Here is a 20,390-nt window from a genome sequence, read left to right on the forward strand (position 1 = left end):
CACCGATTCATTCGATTATCTTTGAGTCCGAATCGAGGTTACAAACGAAGATTTTCCCTATGCGAGGTCTGCGTTACAAAATTGCGACGGGTTACGTCGTGCTGCTGGCCATCATTCTGGTCACGAGCATTTTCGCGGTGCACGATTTTTCGCAATTGAGCAATTCGGTGGGCGGCATTTTGAAGCAGAACTACGAGAACGTGCTCGCCGCGGAAAACATGCTGAAGGCGCTCGACAATCAAGAGAACGCGCTGCTCGCCATGCTGGTGCAAAGCGGCGACTCCACGCTGGTGTTGTTCAACACCGAGCGCAGCGAAGAACGCTCGCTGGTGGTTTACGACGCCAACCGCAGCTTGGAGTTGCCGTTGGCGGTGTTCAATACCAATCGCGACGAGTTCTTGCAATGGTTCGAGCAAACGAACAGCGTTATTACTTCGCCCTCCGAACACGCCTTGTTGGATAGCATCATTTTTGCCTACCGGCATTTTCTTGCCGTCTCAGACTCGTTGCATCACATGGTGCAAAAGCGGCAACCCTTCGCGAAGTTGCGCGCCTTCCAGCGCGCCGAGATCGAACCCAGCCTGGTCAAAATCAATCGATATTGCAAAACGCTGCTGGAAACGAATCAAGAAGCCATCAGCAGCATGGATCGCCGCGCGAAAGACATTACCGGCCAGGCCACGCAAGTCGTGATCGTTGCCCTGGTCATCGCGATTTTGCTCAGCATCCTCGGCAGTTTGCAATTCACCGGCTCTATTCTCAAACCGCTGAAGAAGCTCACGCAAACCGTGCGGCGCATTGGCGAAGGCAATTTGAACCAGAAAATCGACATCCAAACCGAAGACGAAATCGGCGAGTTGAGCCGCGAGTTCAACAAAATGACGGAACGGCTGCGCAGCTACGAAGAGTTGAACATCCACCAATTGATCGCGGAAAAGAAAAAATCCGAAACCATCGTCGAAAGCATCGCTGACCCCATCATCGTCACCGACGAAAACAGCAGCATTCTTTTGATGAATGAGGCGGCGGCGACCATGATTGGCGTGCAAGGCGCGAGCTGGCAGGGCCAGCCCTTGCGCCTGCTGCAGAACAATGATTTGTGGGCCAAACTCATGGAGGTTAAAGAAGACAAGCAGGGTGATCCGGAGCACAACGATTTTTTGTTGGCGGTGGCGCGCGAGGGCAAAACATTTTATTATCGCCCGCGCCAGACCAAGATCACCGATGAGCAGGGTCAGGTGCAGGGCGTGGTGACGCTGTTGCAGGATGTGACGCGCTTCAAGAATCTCGATCAAATGAAATCGGAATTCATGGCAACCGTGTCTCATGAGTTCCGCACGCCGTTGACGGCGATCAACATGACGATCGATATTCTGTCGCAGGAAGTGTTGGGAAAGATGAACGCGCGCCAGCATGAGCTGCTGAACGCCGCCAAAGATGATTGTGAACGCCTGAAGAAACTGGTGCGCGAGCTGCTCGATCTCCTGCGCCTGGAATCCGGGCGATATAAGATCAAGAGCGAGTCTCTCAACCTTCCGGGTTTGCTCGAACACGCATTGCGGCCGCTGCGGCTGTTGTTCGAAGAAAAAGAAGTCAGTCTCAATATTGCGCTCGCGCCGGCATTGCCGGAAGTGCCGGGCGATCAGGAGAAACTCTCCTGGGTGATCAACAATCTCGTCAGCAATGCGCTGCGCTACACGCCGGCGCACGGCAACGTGACGATCAGCGCCGAGCGCAACAATGGCGTCATTCAAGTGTGCGTGGCAGACACGGGCCGTGGCATTCCGGCAGCCGCCCTGGATACGATTTTCGAAAAATTCGTGCAGGTGAAAGAGCCTACAGATGCGACGCCGGGCAGCGTTGGTTTGGGATTGGCGATTGCAAAGGAAGTGATCGAGGCGCACGGCGGCAAAATTTGGGTGGAAAGCGAAGTGGGGGTGGGCAGCAAGTTCAATTTTACCATTCCCGTTGCGCCGGAGCTGCCGGAAGGCTGAGCGTGTGAGCCAATGGCGCTACAGTTTTGCCCTCTAATAATCGAATAACATGCTTCATTTTTGTTGTTGACTATGCCTGAAATTCGCCCCAAAGTCCTGGTCGTCGATGACGAGACGAATATTCTAAAAACCATGGGAATTTGTTTCGACGCGATCGGCTTTCAGACGCGGTTGATTTCGAAGCCGCAAGAAGTGCTGGAAGTTTTGCAGCAAGAACGCTTTGATCTCGCCTTTGTGGATCTGAAAATGGGGCCAATGGACGGCATGGAGATATTGGCGGAGATTAAACGCCATTCGCCGGAGACCACGGTAGTCATCATCACGGCGCACGGCTCGATTGACAGCGCCATCGAAACCGTTAAAAAAGGCGCTTATCATTATCTCGAAAAGCCGTTCGATTACAAAGAACTGCAAATCTTTGCGCAAAAAGCCTGGGAGCATCACGAGCTGTCGCGTGAAGTTCGCGAACTGCGCGAACAGGTTGCCGCGTCGCGCGGCACCGGCGAATTTGTGACGCGCAATCGCGAGATGCTCGACATGCTCGAGCTTGGCGGCCGCGTCGCCGAGAGCAACATCAGCGTGTTGATCGAGGGCGAGAGCGGCACCGGCAAGGAACTGGTGGCGCAGCTCATTTATCAAAAAAGCCCGCGGTCCGGCAAGCCGTTCATCAAAATCAATTGCGCCGCGTTGCCGGAAAACCTGCTGGAAAGCGAGCTGTTCGGCCATGTCAAGGGCGCGTTCACCGGCGCGGTGAAAGACCGCCAGGGCCGCTTCGCGCTGGCAGACGGGGGCACGATTTTTCTCGATGAAATCGCCGAGCTATCGCCCGCGATTCAAGCAAAACTGCTGCGCGTGCTACAGAACAAGGAATTCGAGCGCGTGGGCGAAAGCAAAACCACGCAGGTGGACGTGCGTGTGATTGCAGCGACCAACCGCAACCTGGATGAAGCGCTCAAAGAAGGCGCTTTTCGCGAAGATTTGTTTTATCGCTTGAATACCATGCGTTTGAAGCTGACGCCGCTGCGCGACCGCCCGGAAGACATTCCGCTGTTGATTCAGCATTTCCTCAATAAATTCTCACCCGATAAAGTTCTCGAAATCTCGCCGGAGGCGTTGCAAGCGCTGCGCGCCTACCGCTGGAGCGGCAACGTGCGTGAGCTTGAAAATGTCATCGAACGCGCGGTGTTGCTCACCAAAAACCATCTCATCGAATTGACGCATCTGCCCGAGGAGGTTCGTTCTGCGCGCGACAAGCCGCAACACGAGCTTTCTCTGGAAGAGATCGAAAAATTGCATGTCAAGCGCGTGCTGCAACATGCGAAAGATTACGATGAGGCCGCAAAGATTCTCGGCATCGATCCTGCCACGCTTTGGCGCAAGCGAAAGAAGTTTGATTTGTGATTGCGGCAGCGCCGTTTTCTAGAAAATATATCCAACCTCATCCTGCCATACCGCGGTTCCCCTGCGACAGAATTGTGAAGCAGATTTGCTTCACGCTGACAATTCATGTTGTTTCGTTTTAGCGAACTCTTTGTCCACCACTTTTTCAAAGTATTAGTTTCTTGGATTTTACGGTGACATGCTCACCTTGCAAAATGCAAGATGACTTATCTGTTTAGAAATTTAAACAATTAGGTAGTCCAAGATCGGCGTGATCGAAAATACTATTGCATTTTTCAAACAATGTCACACGTGGGTTGCAATATCACTCTCAAAAAATCATAACGTTAGAGCTGCAATGCTTCCGGGATTCACTGGCACCGGCTTTGCGTAAAAGAGATTAAAAAAATTTAACGCGCTGATGGCGCAAGGCCGAACGGATAAACCTCTTTTCGCGAGGATTCCTATGTCAGTTAAAGTAACAACTCTGAACAATTTAGAAGTAGCCGTGCTGGAGCCGCGCGGGTCGATTATCGGCGGCAAAGAGACGGATGAGTTGAAAGAGAAGGCCAAAGATCTATTCGAGCAAGGCAATCGTAAGCTCGTGGTGGATCTGGGCGGGGTGACGTACATCAACAGTACCGGCATCGGAGCGCTGGTCGGCCTGCATGCCATGTACACCAAGGGCCAGGGGAAAATCAAGTTGTGCAACATGGGTAAAAGCGTGCAAAACGTTTTTGTGATTACCAAACTCACGAGCGTCTTCGATGTGGAAGAGACGCGTGACGCGGCGATTATGAATTTTTAACTCACTGATTTTCCAACCAAACATCCAAGCGGAGGTCTGCACATGAAGCAAGGCTTCTTCACCATGGCAGTCGTTGTCATCTCCATGATTATCGGTTATGCCATCTATACGCAATTGCCCAAGTTCATCCGGGATGGTGGCCCGGTGGTTTCGGTTTTGATTGCGTTGACCATCATGGTCGTCACCTTCATTTTTGAGCGGTTGTTGTCGTTGAATCGCGCCAAAGGCCGCACCGCCATGACGGTCTTTTTGAAAAAAATCCAGCAAGAGATTCACGCGGGTAACATCGACGGCGCCATTGAAGCGTGCGATCGCCAACGCGGCTCGCTGGCAAACGTTATTCGCAATGGTTTGGCGCGCTACAAAGAATTGAAAGAGAGTGGCAAGGTAAAAGAGCAAAAAGAAATGATGGCCGACGTGCAGCATGCGATCGAAGAGGCCATGCTGCTCGAAGTGCCGCTGCTCGAGAAAAACCTGGTCGTGCTTTCCACCATTGCCTCCATCGCCACGATGGTCGGTTTGTTCGGCACGGTTATCGGCATGATTCGCGCGTTCAAAGCGCTGGCGCAAGCCGGTGTGCCGGACGCCGTGCAGCTTTCGCTGGGTATCTCGGAAGCCTTGATCAACACGGCCGGCGGCATCTTCGCGGCAATTTTGGGCATCGTGTTCTACAACGTTTTCACCACGCGCGTTGACAATTTCACCTACATGATTGACGAGGCGAGCTACTCCATCGTGCAAACCCTGGCAACACGCTCGAAAGAATAAGCAAACGTGAGGCGTCAAGACTATGCCCAAGATTAAAAAAGGTCGAATCGGCATCAAGATCGACATGACTCCCATGGTGGACGTGGCATTTTTGCTGCTAACCTTTTTCATGTTGACCACCCAATTCCGTCCGCCGGAGGATGTGAGCGTGGTTATTCCCAGCTCGCATTCGGTGATCAAATTGCCGGAAACGGACGTGATGACCGTGTCGGTAAACGAGGAAGGTAAGATTTTCCTTGGCCTGGACTCGCAGCAATTGCGCATGGCCGTCTTTGGCCCGGAGTTCCGCTTGAAGCTGAGCACGGAAGTTGCGGATAAAGAAACACTCGCGCGCCTGCTGATTGACGCGCGCGTCAAAAATCCCAAACTCCGTACCGTCGTCAAGGCTGATCGCTCCGCTCCGTACGGCACCATCGAGGACGTCATGGATACATTGCAAAAAACCAAAATCACGCGGTTCAACCTCGTGACGGATATTGAGAGAACCTGACGGAGTTTCACTATGGCTGCTGTCGAAACTGGTGAATCCAGAAGTCATGCACGGGCTGGAAAAAAGCACAAGAAAAAACGCCGCCTTGGCATCCGTATTGACATGACGCCGATGGTGGATATTGCCTTCCTCCTGCTCACATTTTTCATGCTGACGACGGTGTTCAGCAAGCCGCAAACCATGGAAATCAACCTCCCGCCGGATGAATCCAAGGTCGATGTGGCGGAATCGAATCTGATGACCGTGCGCATCGTCCCAGATGGCACCGTTTATTGCAGTATGGGAAACGATGTGCCGGAAGTGGTGGTGGCGGGTGATGAGCTTAAGGATGTGGACAAAAAGGTGAAGGCCCTGGCAAAATTTCGCTCGCTGATGGTAGAGCGCAGCAACGCCAACCCGAAGCTGATCACCCTCATTAAAGTGCATCGGGAGGGGCAATACATTTACCTGGTTGACATCATTGATGAGTTGAACCTTGCCAACATCACCCGATTCAGTATCGCCCCGATGATTCCCGACGATCAGAAGATATTAGAAAAAGCCGGATATGCCGGGCCGCCGATTCAGGCTGCCGGGCCGTAACTCAGGGAGACAGCTATGGCTGCACTTTCAGAAGTTGCAATTTTAGAACAACTTTTTCCCTACGGCGCCCCGGAGTTGGTCAAGAATTACAAGAAGTATGCGACTACCGGACTCATCATCGCCGCGCTGCTGCATGCCGGGGCCTTGGGCGCCTATTATGTGATTCCGCTGTTGTTTCCGGAAGAAGAAGAGCCGATGGTGACGGTTCGCATCATGAAGTATAGCGAACTCGGGCCGCCGCCTTCTCTCACCAATCAAAGCGCTGCTGCGCCGGCCATTTCGGTGTCTGCGCCGGCCGTGCGCCCAAGCGTTGGTATTCCGATTCCGGTTCCGGATGCAGAAGTCAGTCCCGAACAAACCTTCGCCTCGCAAGAAGAGTTGGCGCAGGCCGTGGGTCCGATTGGAGAAGGCACGGGCACTGGCGGTGAAGTTGTTTTTGAGCAAGACATTCAAATCGAAGAAGACGGCCCGCCGCCGGATTTCGTGCCCTTTGAAAAAGAACCGGTAGCGATCAAGAAGCCCAGCCCAACCTATCCTGAAATCGCCCGCAAAGCCGGATTGGAAGGCACGGTTTGGCTCAAGGTTTGGGTCGACAAGGAAGGTAAAGTTCGCAAAGCCGTTGTGCAAAAAAGCGACGCAGAGATTTTTAACCAGCCGGCCATTGATGCGGCGACGCAGTGGGTTTTTACGCCTGCCTTGCAACAGAATGGCCCGGTCGCGGTTTGGATTTCCATCCCCTTCCGGTTTAAGCTTTCAGGGAAATAAAGCGTGTCAAGGCCGAAACTTGCAAATATCCTCGCTTACACCGTCGTCGCGGTGACGCTGGGATTCGGCCTTGCCATCTTTATCGGGTTACTCTTCCCCGATTGGGCGCTTGTGCCGGACTATGTGCCGATTCAATTGCGAGTGATGTTTGGTATTGTGGCGGTGTTGATGGGCGTTTATCGTTTGGTGATGATGCGCTTTCAAGCAGCGCGATCTGAAGATAGCGATGAAGAAGATCTTTCTATGCGGCGTCCTGCTCGCCGGGATCGTCGGATGTTCGGTTGAAGAAACGGAAAATCCGACGCGCGGCTATGTTTCACTATTGGTGAATGATTCCCACTTCCGCTTGATGCAGCGGGAAGCGGAACAATTTCACAGTCTTTATCCCAAGGGAAAAGTCGAGTTAAATGCGACCTCGACGCGCGAAGCCATTGTGCATTTGCTCAATGACAGCGTGAGTGCAATCGTTATTGATCGGACCTTCAACGAGGAGGAACAGCAGGTCGTTGATGAGGCCCAGCTCGAGGTGAATCATCTTCGCATTGCCGAAGATGCCTTGGCGATTGTGACGCACCAAAAAAATCCCATTACCAATATTTCCAGACGTTCGCTCGAGATGATCCTGCTGCGCCAGGCTTCCGATTGGAGTGAAATCCCGGAATCCAAATGGTTCGGCCCCATCGAGTTAAGTCTCACCGGGCGCAACTCTGGCCCTTATGAGCTTTTGCAGAGGCATTTTTTTGATTTTAAGGAAGATCTGGTTCTTACCCATCTCGCGGCCAGCCAAAATCAAGTCCTGCATTACGTCGCGACGCATTCCCGTGCCGTTGGCATCGTTTCGTTGAGTTGTTTGGCGGACAGCGTGGGCCATCCCGCGCCTCACGATTCAACGACGACGCTGCGCGTTCTGGCGGTTGAAGGCGCCGCCGACTCAACCAATGCCGTTTCATTCGTTACATTGCATCAGGCTCACATTTATCAGGAACGGTATCCGCTGCATTATCCTGTTTACTTTTACTGGCGGCCCATCAGCCGGAGCGTGGCCACCGGCTTTATCACGTTTGTGGCAAGCGGCCCGGGGCAGAAAATTATTTTAGATGCTGGGTTGGTTCCTGCAACCATGCCCGTTCGTTTGGTTCAGCTCAAACAACAATAGGCTTGTGATGAAACGCTTAATCACTTTGATTGTGCTCATGGGACTCAGCGCCGCGTCAACGGCTCTGAGTCAAAATAACAAGGTTTCAGAAGCCCGAGAGTTATTAACGCAAGGTAAAACTCAGGAAGCTTTGAAGGCTTTGCGACAGGCAACCACGGTAAATCCGCGCGACCTGGAAGCGTGGGCATTGCTTGGTGAAGCGCATTTGCAGGCTTCGCAACCGGATTCGGCCCTGGTTGGCGGCCAAAAAGCCATCGATATTAACGGCAAAGATGCGGCAGGTTACGTCGTGGTTGCAAAAGCGGCATTAGCAAAAAAGGATTTCGATCTGGCCTACAGCACGATCAAAAAAGGCCGCAAGAATATTCGCAATAACGCGGCGCTATTGGTGCAGTTGGGCAATGTTTACATGGCGAATGATTCAACGGAACAGGCAATTGCCGCCTACACCTGGGCAAAAGAAGCATACGCCAACAATGTTACCGCCTATGAAGGCCTGGGAGATGCTTACGCCAAGATGGGCAGTATGGGTATGGGCATTCTGCAATATGAAAAATCGCTTGAAATCGACTCTTTGCAAGCCGATCTTTATCACAAACTCGCCAAGTCTTACTTCAAAGAACGGCGATACACGGAAGCGGCCCGCACTTACGAGCGGTTGACCAGCATTGATACCACTAATCAAGCCGCTTTGTTCGAGTTGGGAAAGATTTATACCGCCGCCAAGCTGCCGCGCGAATCGGCGCGTGTTTTTAAAACGCATGTTCGCCGTTTTCCCAAGGTGGAAGAGGCCTGGCCGCTTTATATGGATGCCATGTTCCAAAGCCGGCAATTTCAGGAATCGACGGAGGCGGCGCAGCATGTGTTGCAGCTCAACCCCAACGAGATAAACGCGTTGCGCACACTGGCGGCCTCGCAAGCCGAATTGAAGAATTATCCGGAAGCGATCACCGCGTATGATCGTTTGCGCGGCGTCGATCCGCTCAGCACGGATGACTTAAAACGATTGGGCCGCGCGTATATGGCCAGCGGCCAGGATTCTTTGGCGGCTTCAACCTACGAAAAAGTCGTGCAGGCGGATCCCGAGCAATGGGAGCTTTACAGTGATATTGGCGCGCTTTACATGCGCATGCGGAAATTTGATATTGCGGCTGACATGTTCGAAAAAGAATTCACCCGCGATCCTGATGCGCCTGCAATGGCCACCGTTTACATTAACTATGCCAATTGCAAAATGGCGCTTCGGCAATGGGATGCCGCGCGCGCCGGATTTCGCAAAGCCGTGGTGTTGCAACCGAAATATTTGCGCGGACGCAACTCGCTCGGCCTCTGCTTGAGCCAGGTTGACTCGGTACAGGAAGCGCGCAAGCAATATGAAGCAGTCATTACCCTCGCGGAAGAAGACCGCGAAAAGTACAAAGCGGAATTGGCGGAAGCCAATCGCCAACTTGGGTTCATCAATTTGTTGGACAAAAAATACGCGGGCGCGGAAAGCTATCTGCTCGCGTCGCTCAAGCTGGACGATAGTGACGCCCAAACCCATCTTTGGTTGGCGCAAGCCTACGCTTTACAAAACAAGCGTGAGGACGCCAAGCGGGAGTATAATCGTGTTTTGAAACTTAGCCCTGGTCACAAAGACGCCGTGGAAGGGTTGAAGCTGCTAGGGCAATAACTAAAATGTCCGTTCAAGGAGGAAGGTTTATGCGCAAGACTATCATCGTGCACCTCTTGGGTTTAGCCGCCCTGGCGGTGCTGTCTGGTTGCTCATCAAAGCCACAAATTCCGGCAGTAACCGGATACGAGCTTTATCAAAACCCCTATTTTAAAGGCACGTTTAGTTATCCCAAGGGTTGGCACGTTATTGAAGAAGGCGGCAAGGTTAATATCTATTCCTCGAATGATCCGAATGTCGTTGACAAATTCTACAACCCCACCTCCAAAACCGGCAAAGACGGCGCTCAACTTGCCGTAAGCTATCAGCGGCTTGACTCAGTGCAGGCGCTCGCGCAATATATTGATTCGTTCAAGGAAGCGCGCGCCGCAGAAGGCTTCCAAATTCGATCGGTTGACACAAAAACCGTTGACGGCACCGAAGCCATGCAAATCGTCTACAGCGGCGCTTATGATAAAGAGACAAAAAAGTACGTCGTGCAAACCATGACGCTCAAGGATTCGGTGCTTTATACCATCGAATACAATGCGTTCAATGATTACTTCGAGCCTTATCGTGCAACGATCGATACGCTTCTGGCCTCGATGCGGCTGCCCACCAAACAAGCGGCTGCCGCGGCCGCTGATCCGACCTTGCCCTCTGAGACGTTTGTGGCGTTTTCCAATAACCTGATCAGCATCAATCATCCTGATAATTTCAGCGCCAATGCATTAAAGCCCAAAGCACCCGCCGAAGCCTCGATTCAATTCAAAGGCTATCGTCAGGACTGCACGGTTCAAGTCGATGTGTTGCCCGCGCAAGGCTTGAGCGTGGAAAAAGTTTTTGAGCAGAATGAGAAATTCTTCAAGGGCAGAGGCCAGAGCGAAAGCACGATTGACGGCGTCAAGGCCATCTATCGTGTTTATTCGCCGGTGCGTGGCATTGAAAGCCGGGTTTACTTTTTGGTGAAGAATGATAAGATCTATCGCGTGATCATGAATTATGATCAGACCCGGCGTTCCGACTTTCTGCCGACCTTCGAGAAGATGGTTGCTTCGTTGAAGATCAAATAACGGCCGCAGGCGCCGCCCATCTTTTTCTTGAACTGTCAAAATTCAGGCCGGGAGCACAATCAATCGTGCTCCCGGCCTTTTTATTTTTGTGCCAGTCTGAAAGCGGGTAATTTTTTGATAATGTTCCCGCCACGGCTTGGCCGTTGCATTACACGATTACCCGCTGGAGGTTATCATAAAATTCCGCAGGCGTTTCGCCCACGAAAATGAAATCCCGCTGAAAAGATGCCTTTCGGGCGGGAGTTTAATTTCTTGTGGGCGACGTTCACACGCGGGAGTTAGAGCATTTTCGGAAGGGCGCGACGTTGTGCCGATTCGAATATTTTTATCGGAAGAAGCCTTAAAACGGCATGAAACTCAAAGCGAACGAGCGCTCGATGAACCACGAGAGGCCGAACACGAAAATAATCGAAGACACTGCATAAACGACTTGGCGTTGAAATTTCGTCTTTGCTAGGCTCAGAATGATGGGGAAGAGCACGCCGACAATCGCAATCTGGCCAAGCTCGACGCCAATATTAAATGACAGCAACGACCCGATCAAGCCGCGACCGGGCAAGCCGAGATCACGCAGGACATTCGCGAAGCCGAAGCCGTGTACCAGGCCGAAAAAGAATGTGAGAACCCAGCGATGTCGCGTCAGATTTTCCGCTTCAGAGCTGTTATTGCCGGTGAAAATGATGAAATTCTCCGCTGCCACATAGGCAATGCTCAAGGCAATGCCGGATTCGATCAGCCGGCCCGGCAACGCCACGACTTCGAGCGCCGCCAGAATCAATGTGATGCTGTGTGCAATGGTAAACGAGGTGACGATTTTTATAAGATCGATAAAGCGCCCGCCGATGGCAATCAGGCCAAGAAGAAACATGATATGATCATACCCCAAAAAAATATGCTCGATGCCGAGCACAATGAACTCGCGGAAGCGCGCGAGTAAGGAAACCTCCTCACCCAGCACAAAACGGTGGCGCGGCTGGTCGGCGGTGAGAATCGCTGTTTGCAGCGTATCACCGGCCACCGCTTTTGCCAGGTTCTTGTGTGCCTGGCCGAATTTCTCGAAAAAATCGATGCGGTAGCCGATTTCCTCGGGCGCAGCAGAAACATTTTTGGTGAATATAAAATTGATGAACATATTGCCGAATTCATCAAGATAAAAATTGCCTTCTTGCGGCTCCATTTCTACCGGGGTATACCCCAGCGCCACGCTGTAATGCTCGGCGAAATACGCATACATCTCCGGCATGCCTTTTTGCGCTTCTTCGCGATCGACGGCGCCGTCGCGGTTTTCATCCAACGGGAAAACACGCTCAAGATCGGAAATGTCGAACATCAACGTGAGTTTGATCTGAGGGTGTGCGATTTCAAGCGTGGAATAGCTGCTGTTGAGCTGATGCGCGTGCAGGGCTGGCATATCTGCAATTTGCAGAAAGACGCTGGTTAGAATAAAGATTTTTTTCAACAGAGTCTCCGAACTGTTGTGCAACAGTGCAAACCAGCATCGCGATAACATTCGTAACGCATGCTCTGCTTGGGCAAAAGCATGGCGCGAATGAACACGCTGCAGGATGAATAAATATCAAGCGAACCGCAAAGTACAAGATACGCTCGAATTAGTCAAGCTTGCCCTTGATATTCATGGCTTATTTTGTTATGATAGTTTCGTTTTTTGAGCGCATCCCGCCAAGGTTTCATAGCTTGTTGCCTACATCAAGGAGTCTTTTTCATGTCGATTGATCTTTCCCGCACCAATGCGTTCACGCGCCGGCATATCGGGCCGAGCGCGGATGAGACAGCCCAGATGCTCATGGTTTTGGAGGCGCCGTCGCTCGACGCCTTTATAGCTAGCGTCGTTCCTGAGAATATCCGCACCAAACGCGCGTTACGGCTGGACGGGATACAAACTGAATACGAAGCCGTAACCCGTCTGCGATCAATTGCCGCAAAAAATAAAATCTATCGTTCACTCATCGGCATGGGTTATTCGGATACCATCACGCCGCCGGTGGTGCAGCGCAACATTTTGGAGAATCCCGGCTGGTATACGCAATATACCCCCTATCAAGCCGAAATTGCACAAGGCCGCCTGGAAGCATTGCTGAATTTTCAAACGATGATCATTGATCTCACCGGCTTGCCGGTGGCGAATGCTTCGTTGCTCGACGAGGCCACTGCCGCGGCGGAAGCCATGGCGATGTTCTATCACACAAAGCGCGAGCTAAAACCGGCGCGTTTCTTTGTCTCGCAGCATTGCCATCCGCAAAATATTGCCGTGGTGCAAACGCGCGCGTTGCCGCTTGGCATTGAAGTCATTGTCGGCGATCATGAAAAATTCGAATTCACGAACGAGGTGTTCGGCGCGTTATTGCAGTATCCCGCAACCGACGGCGCGGTGCATGACTATCGCGCGTTTTGCGAGCGGGCGCATGCCGCCGGCGCGCTGGTGGCGGTGGCGGCTGATTTGATGAGCCTGGTGTTACTAACGCCCCCCGGCGAATTTGGCGCAGATGTTGTGCTCGGCAATTCTCAGCGCTTTGGCGTGCCGTTGGGTTATGGCGGCCCGCACGCAGCCTTCTTCGCGACCCGTGATGAATTCAAGCGCCTCATGCCGGGGCGCATCATCGGTGTTTCGATCGATGCCCACGGCAAACCCGCCTTGCGCATGGCTTTGCAAACGCGTGAGCAGCACATTCGACGTGAAAAAGCAACCTCCAACATTTGCACGGCCCAGGTGTTGCTGGCCGTGATGGCGGGCATGTACGGCGTTTATCACGGTCCGGACGGCCTGAAGCGTATCGCGACCCGCATTCACAACATGACAAAGGTTTTGGCGAAAGGGCTGCAGCGGCTCGGTTATCAGCTTTTGAGCCAGGATTTTTTTGATACGCTGCATGTCAAGGTCAGCAAAACCAAATTGCCTCAAATTCTTGCAGCGGCGGAAGCGCGGCACATCAATTTTCGCCAATATGATGATGGCACGCTCGGCATCGCGCTTGATCAAATCTCCAGCGCCGAGGAAGTGAGTGAGGTAATAAAAATTTTTGCGTTGTCACAGACGCCCGGGTTCACGGTTGCAGATATCGCTGCTTCCGAGGAACCGGGATATACCGGCAAGATGCAGCGCCGTTCCGCGTTCATGCAGCATCCGGTCTTCAATAGTTATCATTCTGAAACGGAAATGTTGCGCTATTTGCGCCGGCTCGAGGCAAAAGATCTATCGCTCACAACCAGCATGATTCCGCTCGGCTCGTGTACTATGAAGCTCAATGCCACGAGTGAAATGTTTCCGGTGACCTGGCCGGAGTTTGGGAAATTGCATCCCTTCGCGCCGGTTGAGCAGGCTGCCGGCTACCAGGAAATGTTTCAACAACTGGAAACCTGGCTTGCCGAGGCCACAGGCTTCAGCGCGATTTCATTGCAACCGAACGCCGGCGCGCAAGGCGAGTATACCGGTTTGCTCGTGATTCGCGCCTATCATCACAGCCGCGGCGAACGCCAGCGCAACGTGTGCTTGATTCCGCAATCCGCGCACGGCACCAATCCCGCTAGCGCCGTCATGGCCGGCATGGAAGTCGTCGTCGTACGCTGCGACGACAAGGGCAATATCGATGTTGCAGATTTGAAAGCCCGGGCCGCGCAGCATCGCGATAAACTCGCGGCTTTGATGGTGACTTATCCATCGACGCACGGCGTATTCGAGGAGGCAATTAAAGATATTTGCGACAGTATTCACAAAAACGGCGGGCAAGTGTACATGGACGGCGCGAATCTCAACGCGCAGCTTGGCCTTTGCCGTCCCGGAGAATTAGGCGCGGATGTTTGCCACTTGAATCTGCACAAGACATTTTGTATTCCGCATGGCGGCGGCGGCCCGGGCATGGGCCCGATCGGAGTAGCCGCGCATCTCGCGCCATTTTTACCGACGCATCCCGTGGTTGCGACCGGCGGCAAACAAGGCATCGGACCGGTGTCCGCAGCGCCGTGGGGCAGCGCCAACATTCTTGTGATCTCGTGGACCTACATCGCCATGATGGGCGGCGAAGGTTTGACGCAGGCAACGAAGATGGCGATTCTCAATGCCAACTATATGGCGCAGCGGCTGAAAAAATATTTTCCCGTGTTATACAAAGGCGTGAACGGCCGCGTCGCACACGAATTCATTCTCGACATGCGCGGCTTCAAAAACAGCGCCGGCATTGAAGTCGAGGACATTGCCAAACGGTTGATGGATTATGGTTTTCATGCGCCCACGGTTTCGTTTCCGGTGGCCGGCACGCTGATGATCGAGCCGACGGAAAGCGAGTCGAAAGCCGAGTTGGATCGTTTCTGTGAAGCCTTGATAGCCATTAAGAGTGAGATTGCGGAGATCGAAAACGGCAAGGCCGAGCGCGGCAATAACGTGTTAACCCATTCGCCGCATACGGCGGAAACGGTTGTGGCAGACCGCTGGGATATGCCGTACAGCCGGGAGAAGGCGGCGTTTCCCGCGGCCTGGTTGCGGAAGCATAAATTCTGGCCCGCCGTTGGGCGCATCAATAACGCGTATGGCGATCGCAATTTGATTTGCGCCTGCCCGCCGATGGAGGCCTATGAAAGCGATGAGCGAAGATAGAGGAAAGAAGATTGCGAATGTGTTGCGTCCATACGCAACAAAGGAATGAGAGTTGGCGCTCAGACATGATTCAAGAGCATCAATTCCTTGGGATGAGGGTTGAGGTAAATCTGATCTTGCAAATATTTGATGTCGAGTTTGTAAACGTAATGTTTGATGAGCGTGAGCGGCACGATCAAGGGCAGCAGGCCCGCGTGATAATTCGTGATGGTCGCATGCAACTCGCTTTTATCTCGTTCATTGAGATCTTTTTTGAAATAACCGGCGAGATGCTGCAGCACATTGGTGTGTTTTTTGGGGGAAGCCGGGCGGCGCAACGCGCCGAAGAAAAGTCCGGCGTAGCTTGCTTTTAACTCGTCCGGCGGGTGTGATTTTGCCTCCGCGACCAAGCGGCCCATGGCATTGAGCGCTTTAACGCTGTGCGCCATGATCAAGTATTTGTGCTGTGTGTGAAAGCGCACGAGATCATTGACGCGCAGCGGCGCCTGTGTTAATTGCTGCCAGCGAAAATGGCAAAACACACGCACGATGAAATTCTCACGCAGGCGGGCATCGCTGAGCCGGCCCTCCTCTTCAATCGGCAGATGCGTCATTTCTTCCAATAAAACCCGCGCATACATGCCTACCCCGGTTTTGGCGGGAATGTTGTTTTCATCGTAAACCTTCACGCGTTCCATGCCACAAGTGGGCGAGTCCTTTTTGAGAATATAACCATTCAACGAAAGATGTTCGAGCTGGGCGACTTTCGCGCGCGCATAGCTTGACATCATCTCAGTGTAGTCGCGCTCGGTTTTGCTGGCCACCAAACGCGCAGCCTCGGCGCGTCCAATGAGGCGCAACGACTCGCGCGGCGCGCCTAATCCGATCTCCATCTCCGGACAGACCGGCACCCATTCAAAAAACTGCGCCAGGGTTTTGACGATGTAATGATCTTTTTTGTGCCCGCCGTCAAAGCGAACATTTTCACCCAACAGGCACGAGCTGATACCGAGGCGGATTTTGGCTGAATCATCAAGCATAGTGTTTTGGCTCGACAAGGTTCATAAAATTCTGTGATACCGGCAAGCATCACCGAACCAGACTCTTCGCTAAGACAAATACGCAAAAAATACTTGTCGCGCAAGTCTGCCCTGTGGGAAATTTTTTCATCCGAATTAAGGCATTTCGCGGCATACAACAGTCTAATATTCCACAACAAAAATATGTTGTACGAGGCGCAAGCTCAGACGTTAGGTTATTCTTTCATTGAAAATGGCGGCGCGGTTGCGCCCGGGCGGTGAGATGTTTTTGCTTTCAAAGCAACGATTTTACTTTCAAGCTGAAAACGTGGACTTTCGGGCAGCACAAAGATTTTCCAACGGATTGAAACAACCCAACTGATAAAGGGCTTTTCATCCGCTGGGTTGTTTCTATTCGCTGGAGAAAAGTTAGAATTTTATTCAACGTTCGAAAAGCTAATCGCATAAAGGAGATTTCAATATGAGCAAGCCCAAAACATATTCAAGTATGATCTTTCTACTCATTGGCGTCGTCATCGGCGGTTTGATTTTTTCGAATTTTTATAAGGGGCCGGAAGCCCAGGCATTCAATGCCTCGGAGCCGGCAGTAACGGCCACGGTGCCGCCGGCGCGTGATAAAGCCATTACCTCTCTGCGTGATTTGAACAATGCTTTTGTGGATATTGCCGCGGCGGTGAGTCCCAGTGTGGTTACGGTATCAACAGAAAAGGTTCTGCGGTACCGCAACCGCAGCCCGTTTGCTTCACCTTTTTTCTTCGATCCCTTCGGAGATTTTTTTGGCGACAGCAATCGCCGCCGGGGCCAGGACTCTCCGGAGCAGCAGTTTCGCCAACAAGGTTTAGGCTCGGGCGTGATTGTGAGCAACGACGGTTACATTCTTACCAACAATCATGTGATTGCCGAAGCGGATAGCATCACCATTCGCATGACCGACGGCCGCACCTTGCCGGCAAAAGTGATCGGCACTGATCCTAAAACCGACATCGCCGTCATAAAAGTCAATGCCAAAAATCTGCCGGCGATTCGCCTGGGTGACAGTGAACAATTGCGTGTTGGTGAATGGGTGTTGGCGATTGGCAGCCCGCTCAGCGCCGATCTCGCGAGCACGGTAACGCAGGGCATTGTGAGCGCCAAAGGCCGCTCGAACGTTGGCCTGGCGCAATACGAAGACTTCATTCAAACGGACGCTGCCATTAACCCCGGCAACTCCGGCGGCGCGTTGATCAATCTTGACGGCGAGCTGGTCGGCATCAACACGGCGATTGCAACACGCAGCGGCGGTTTTCAGGGCATCGGCTTTTCTGTGCCGATTAACATGGCGCGTCATGTGATGGAGTCCTTAATCAAAAACGGAAAAGTCGTGCGCGGTTGGCTCGGCGTATCGATTCAAACGGTGGATGAGTCTCTTGCCAAAGGCTTGAATTTGGATGGCCCGGGCGGCGTAGTTGTCAGTCAAGTGGTTGAGAATAGTCCTGCGGAAAGAGCCGGCTTGCAAACGGAAGACGTGATTCTGGCGTTGAACGGTCGCAAAGTGAAGGACAACAGCCAGCTCAGCGCGGATATTGCGGCGATGGCGCCCGGTTCGCAGGCGAATCTCACGGTGTTGCGCGAGGGCCGCAAGCGGGAAATTGCCGTGACGCTCGGTGAGCAACCTGCCAATTTCGGTGTGCGTGGATTCGAGCCGTCGCCGGACGAATTGCTCGGTTTTACTGTCGAAACGCTGAACAACCGATTGGCGCAGCGCTATGATTTGGATGCAACTCGGCGCGGCGTCGTGGTAACAAATATCGAGGCTGTCAGCTCAGCCTATCGCGCGGGCCTGCGCGAAGGCGATCTCATCGTTAAAGTCAATCGCAAGAGCGTGGCAAATGTGACGGAATTTAGTGGTATGTTGCAAAATGCAAAAAAAGGCGACACCGTGCTTCTGCAAATTGCGCGGAATGATGGTACTCAGTTTTTGGCATTTGAGTTATAATTGTAAATTTTCGTAAATGCGCAAAAAACCTGATTCATCACCTCATGAACACACATAAGTCTTGATGAATCAGGTTTTTTCCTTTAAGCGATCAACCGATAATTTTGATGAATCTCTCCGGTCTGACAATTCCAGCATATTGCCACCGTCTCCGCCTCTGGCGATTATTTTTCTTGCGGCCGACTTGACCGGCCACTGTGGGTGTTTTTCCGCTTGTTCGCGCCTCTAACCAACTAAAAAATCGAATTAAACATCATCACCTCCTTCCGTTCTCTGCATTAAAATCCGTCTGTTGATTATTCATGCAAGAGTAGTCAAAGAATTGTTCCAGGGATGACCACCCTTCGTATTGTTTGTTAAAAGGAGCATGACATGACGACTCAAAGATTTGCTGACGTGGAAAACCTCGTCGTGAGAAATAACGCGTTCAACCCTGCGCATGCCGGCGCATTGGCGAGCCTCTCACAATTGATTTCTCCGCAGCAGCGGCAACGTTTTGTGAAAGTGGTCTTTGGCGGCGATTTGGCCTCATTTGATCAACTGTTGATCGTGCTTGATTCCGCCCCGGATTGGTCGCAGGCCCATCGCCTGATTCGCCAGCATTTCAAACGGCATCAGATCAATCCTTACCTCAAAGACGCCGCAATGTTTTCTAATCTCATTTATAAGCGTTACTTCCCGCATGATATGTATGTTTGAGAAGGAGTGACGTCACAAAATCATGTTACACCTTGAGATTATCCCCGGTTGTGTTGGGGATTGAAAAACGAATCGCGATTTATTTTCATCAACCCCGGGTCTTTCACTGGCATGTGGTTTACATTGCGTGAAAGTCCCCGGGGTTTTTATTTCCCTGACAATTTTTTGCACTTGAATTTGGCTGTAAAAAAATTATTATGACTATTGAATTAAATTTCCAGAACTGGTTGGGAAAAAGCACAATAAGGCGGTTAATCTAAAATTTCTCGCGTTATCGGAGTGACGGTCGTAAGTATTTTAAATGTAAAGAGATACAATGCAAAAAAAGCCTCTCTTCACACCTCCAGTACTACGGTCAAAATTTTTTTGGATCGCGACGATCTCCGCCATCATCTATTGGCAGCCGGATAATTGGTGGATGGCCACTTGTTTGGGGGCTATGCTTTTGATCTCGGAGTGGACGCATGTCGATTTTGTGCGCCGCTGTGCGAACGATCCGTGCAATCACCGTCTCTGGCAGGAATTTATACGCCGCTATGAGGAGCGCATTCGCCGCGTCATTGCCCGGGTTTTGTTGCAAGACGGTCAGAAGCAAATCGCAAACGCCATCGAAGACGTGGATGACATCGCGCAGGAAGTTTACGCGCGATTTTTCAAAAAACAAGGACGGGCGTTTCGCGTGTTTAAGGGTACAACCGAGGAATCCTGGTTTTGCTACCTGCGTGTCATTACTCGTCACGTCACACTCAACATTCTGCGCGCGAAGCACGCCCAAAAACGCCCGCGCATCGAACGATCGCTGGATAAAGAAAACGACTCTGGGAGTGAACAAACGGTGCGAAGCATCCGCCAAAATCTCCCCGCGCACGAAACCACAGATGACGCGACGCGCATGATGGAATTACAGGATCAAATTAATTTCTATTTGGATCTTGTCTTGCACGGGCCGCTTCAGCATCGCGACAAACTGCTTTTCCAACTTATATACTTCGAAGGACTTACGCCAACCCAAATTGCCCGCATGCCTGGCATTAATATGATGCCGCACGCCATTGAAGTGGTGATCAGCCGGGTACGCAAGAAACTCGCGCAATTTGCCGATCAAATGTGACAGGGAAAATTCTTGAAAAGGGTGACTTGTGATTTGATCTGCAAATTTGGTGTCTTCCCAAGCGAACGATAGATTGTCTCGTAGCAACTAAACTGTTTGAGAATTTTTGATTTGAAGGTAGGCTGCGCTCATCGAAGGCGAATTTAACTTGCTTCGACAACGCTCAGGTCGTTTTGCGTTCATGTTTTCAAACAGACTAAGGATTCTCGATTAAATAACTTGCCCAAATCTCAAACCGCGAATGCACGCCAATAAACGCGAATTTTAAGATTAGCGAATATTCGCGTTTATTAGCGGTTCCCCAAATGAG

The 20,390-nt window shown here is 52.0% G+C and carries 17 protein-coding genes; 15 read left to right on the forward strand and 2 right to left on the reverse strand.

Going from position 1 to position 20,390, the window contains the following annotated elements:
- Nucleotides 1-59 precede the first annotated feature (59 nt).
- The 11 genes from FBQ85_09960 (at nt 60) to FBQ85_10010 (ending at nt 10,667) form a co-directional block, all read left to right on the forward strand.
- The gene (locus FBQ85_09960) at nt 60-1,994 is read left to right on the forward strand and encodes a cell wall metabolism sensor histidine kinase WalK (GenBank protein MDL1875472.1); all 1,935 of its coding nucleotides are present in this window, start codon (nt 60-62) and stop codon (nt 1,992-1,994) included.
- Nucleotides 1,995-2,066: 72 nt separating this feature from the next.
- Complete coding sequence (locus FBQ85_09965; protein MDL1875473.1) at nt 2,067-3,395, forward strand: sigma-54-dependent Fis family transcriptional regulator; 1,329 nt, start codon at nt 2,067-2,069, stop codon at nt 3,393-3,395.
- 400 nt (nt 3,396-3,795) lie between these two features.
- The gene (locus FBQ85_09970) at nt 3,796-4,182 is read left to right on the forward strand and encodes an STAS domain-containing protein (GenBank protein ID MDL1875474.1); all 387 of its coding nucleotides are present in this window, start codon (nt 3,796-3,798) and stop codon (nt 4,180-4,182) included.
- A gap of 42 nt (nt 4,183-4,224) precedes the next feature.
- Nucleotides 4,225-4,950: a MotA/TolQ/ExbB proton channel family protein gene (locus FBQ85_09975; GenBank protein MDL1875475.1), complete on the forward strand. Its 726-nt coding sequence runs from the start codon at nt 4,225-4,227 to the stop codon at nt 4,948-4,950.
- Between the two features lie 22 nt (nt 4,951-4,972).
- On the forward strand, nt 4,973-5,440 hold the full coding sequence (locus tag FBQ85_09980) for a biopolymer transporter ExbD (protein MDL1875476.1): 468 nt from the start codon (nt 4,973-4,975) through the stop codon (nt 5,438-5,440).
- Nucleotides 5,441-5,452: 12 nt separating this feature from the next.
- On the forward strand, nt 5,453-6,022 hold the full coding sequence (locus FBQ85_09985) for a biopolymer transporter ExbD (GenBank protein ID MDL1875477.1): 570 nt from the start codon (nt 5,453-5,455) through the stop codon (nt 6,020-6,022).
- A gap of 15 nt (nt 6,023-6,037) precedes the next feature.
- The gene (locus FBQ85_09990; GenBank protein ID MDL1875478.1) at nt 6,038-6,787 is read left to right on the forward strand and encodes an energy transducer TonB; all 750 of its coding nucleotides are present in this window, start codon (nt 6,038-6,040) and stop codon (nt 6,785-6,787) included.
- Nucleotides 6,788-6,790: 3 nt separating this feature from the next.
- Nucleotides 6,791-7,072 (forward strand): hypothetical protein, encoded by a 282-nt coding sequence (locus FBQ85_09995; GenBank protein ID MDL1875479.1) that lies wholly within the window; start codon nt 6,791-6,793, stop codon nt 7,070-7,072.
- Nucleotides 7,014-7,943 (forward strand): hypothetical protein, encoded by a 930-nt coding sequence (locus FBQ85_10000; protein MDL1875480.1) that lies wholly within the window; start codon nt 7,014-7,016, stop codon nt 7,941-7,943. The genes FBQ85_09995 and FBQ85_10000 overlap by 59 nt, the downstream gene beginning before the upstream one ends.
- Nucleotides 7,885-9,615 (forward strand): tetratricopeptide repeat protein, encoded by a 1,731-nt coding sequence (locus FBQ85_10005; protein ID MDL1875481.1) that lies wholly within the window; start codon nt 7,885-7,887, stop codon nt 9,613-9,615. The genes FBQ85_10000 and FBQ85_10005 overlap by 59 nt, the downstream gene beginning before the upstream one ends.
- A 29-nt stretch (nt 9,616-9,644) precedes the next feature.
- Nucleotides 9,645-10,667 carry a hypothetical protein gene (locus FBQ85_10010; GenBank protein ID MDL1875482.1) on the forward strand — a complete coding sequence of 341 codons (1,023 nt, stop codon included), beginning with the start codon at nt 9,645-9,647 and terminating at the stop codon, nt 10,665-10,667.
- Nucleotides 10,668-11,007: 340 nt separating this feature from the next.
- Here the strand turns inward: FBQ85_10010 and FBQ85_10015 are convergent, their stop codons facing one another.
- Nucleotides 11,008-12,177 (reverse strand): HupE/UreJ family protein, encoded by a 1,170-nt coding sequence (locus FBQ85_10015; GenBank protein ID MDL1875483.1) that lies wholly within the window; start codon nt 12,175-12,177, stop codon nt 11,008-11,010.
- A gap of 213 nt (nt 12,178-12,390) precedes the next feature.
- Between FBQ85_10015 and gcvP the strand changes: the two genes are divergently transcribed.
- Nucleotides 12,391-15,276, forward strand: a complete 2,886-nt coding sequence (gene gcvP, locus FBQ85_10020) for an aminomethyl-transferring glycine dehydrogenase (protein ID MDL1875484.1) — start codon at nt 12,391-12,393, stop codon at nt 15,274-15,276.
- A 59-nt stretch (nt 15,277-15,335) separates the two neighbouring features.
- Here gcvP and FBQ85_10025 read toward each other — a convergent pair whose 3' ends face one another.
- The gene (locus FBQ85_10025; protein ID MDL1875485.1) at nt 15,336-16,295 is read right to left on the reverse strand and encodes a DUF523 and DUF1722 domain-containing protein; all 960 of its coding nucleotides are present in this window, start codon (nt 16,293-16,295) and stop codon (nt 15,336-15,338) included.
- Between the two features lie 460 nt (nt 16,296-16,755).
- Here FBQ85_10025 and FBQ85_10030 point away from each other — a divergent pair, with 460 nt between their 5' ends.
- The 3 genes from FBQ85_10030 to FBQ85_10040 all read left to right on the forward strand — a co-directional run bounded on the left by FBQ85_10030 (nt 16,756) and on the right by FBQ85_10040 (nt 20,080).
- Entirely contained in the window at nt 16,756-18,270 is a 1,515-nt protein-coding gene (locus tag FBQ85_10030; protein ID MDL1875486.1) for a DegQ family serine endoprotease, read from the forward strand.
- 372 nt (nt 18,271-18,642) lie between these two features.
- Nucleotides 18,643-18,969 (forward strand): hypothetical protein, encoded by a 327-nt coding sequence (locus FBQ85_10035; GenBank protein ID MDL1875487.1) that lies wholly within the window; start codon nt 18,643-18,645, stop codon nt 18,967-18,969.
- A gap of 316 nt (nt 18,970-19,285) precedes the next feature.
- Nucleotides 19,286-20,080 (forward strand): sigma-70 family RNA polymerase sigma factor, encoded by a 795-nt coding sequence (locus tag FBQ85_10040; protein ID MDL1875488.1) that lies wholly within the window; start codon nt 19,286-19,288, stop codon nt 20,078-20,080.
- Nucleotides 20,081-20,390 lie beyond the last annotated feature (310 nt).

Source organism: Cytophagia bacterium CHB2 (genome assembly GCA_030263535.1).
Classification (GTDB): Bacteria; Zhuqueibacterota; Zhuqueibacteria; order Zhuqueibacterales; family Zhuqueibacteraceae; genus Coneutiohabitans.

Excerpts from the sequence above, each read along its gene's own strand:
- FBQ85_09985 (MDL1875477.1), top strand. The coding sequence starts at position 5,453 with ATGGCTGCTGTCGAAACTGGTGAATCCAGAAGTCATGCACGGGCTGGA.
- FBQ85_10025 (MDL1875485.1), bottom strand. The coding sequence starts at position 16,295 with ATGCTTGATGATTCAGCCAAAATCCGCCTCGGTATCAGCTCGTGCCTG.
- FBQ85_09990 (MDL1875478.1), top strand. The coding sequence starts at position 6,038 with ATGGCTGCACTTTCAGAAGTTGCAATTTTAGAACAACTTTTTCCCTAC.
- FBQ85_09965 (MDL1875473.1), top strand. The coding sequence starts at position 2,067 with ATGCCTGAAATTCGCCCCAAAGTCCTGGTCGTCGATGACGAGACGAAT.
- FBQ85_09960 (MDL1875472.1), top strand. The coding sequence starts at position 60 with ATGCGAGGTCTGCGTTACAAAATTGCGACGGGTTACGTCGTGCTGCTG.
- FBQ85_10035 (MDL1875487.1), top strand. The coding sequence starts at position 18,643 with ATGACGACTCAAAGATTTGCTGACGTGGAAAACCTCGTCGTGAGAAAT.
- FBQ85_09975 (MDL1875475.1), top strand. The coding sequence starts at position 4,225 with ATGAAGCAAGGCTTCTTCACCATGGCAGTCGTTGTCATCTCCATGATT.
- FBQ85_09980 (MDL1875476.1), top strand. The coding sequence starts at position 4,973 with ATGCCCAAGATTAAAAAAGGTCGAATCGGCATCAAGATCGACATGACT.
- gcvP (MDL1875484.1), top strand. The coding sequence starts at position 12,391 with ATGTCGATTGATCTTTCCCGCACCAATGCGTTCACGCGCCGGCATATC.
- FBQ85_10030 (MDL1875486.1), top strand. The coding sequence starts at position 16,756 with ATGAGCAAGCCCAAAACATATTCAAGTATGATCTTTCTACTCATTGGC.
- FBQ85_10005 (MDL1875481.1), top strand. The coding sequence starts at position 7,885 with ATGCTGGGTTGGTTCCTGCAACCATGCCCGTTCGTTTGGTTCAGCTCA.
- FBQ85_10015 (MDL1875483.1), bottom strand. The coding sequence starts at position 12,177 with ATGTTATCGCGATGCTGGTTTGCACTGTTGCACAACAGTTCGGAGACT.
- FBQ85_09970 (MDL1875474.1), top strand. The coding sequence starts at position 3,796 with ATGGCGCAAGGCCGAACGGATAAACCTCTTTTCGCGAGGATTCCTATG.
- FBQ85_10040 (MDL1875488.1), top strand. The coding sequence starts at position 19,286 with ATGCAAAAAAAGCCTCTCTTCACACCTCCAGTACTACGGTCAAAATTT.
- FBQ85_10010 (MDL1875482.1), top strand. The coding sequence starts at position 9,645 with ATGCGCAAGACTATCATCGTGCACCTCTTGGGTTTAGCCGCCCTGGCG.
- FBQ85_10000 (MDL1875480.1), top strand. The coding sequence starts at position 7,014 with ATGAAGAAGATCTTTCTATGCGGCGTCCTGCTCGCCGGGATCGTCGGA.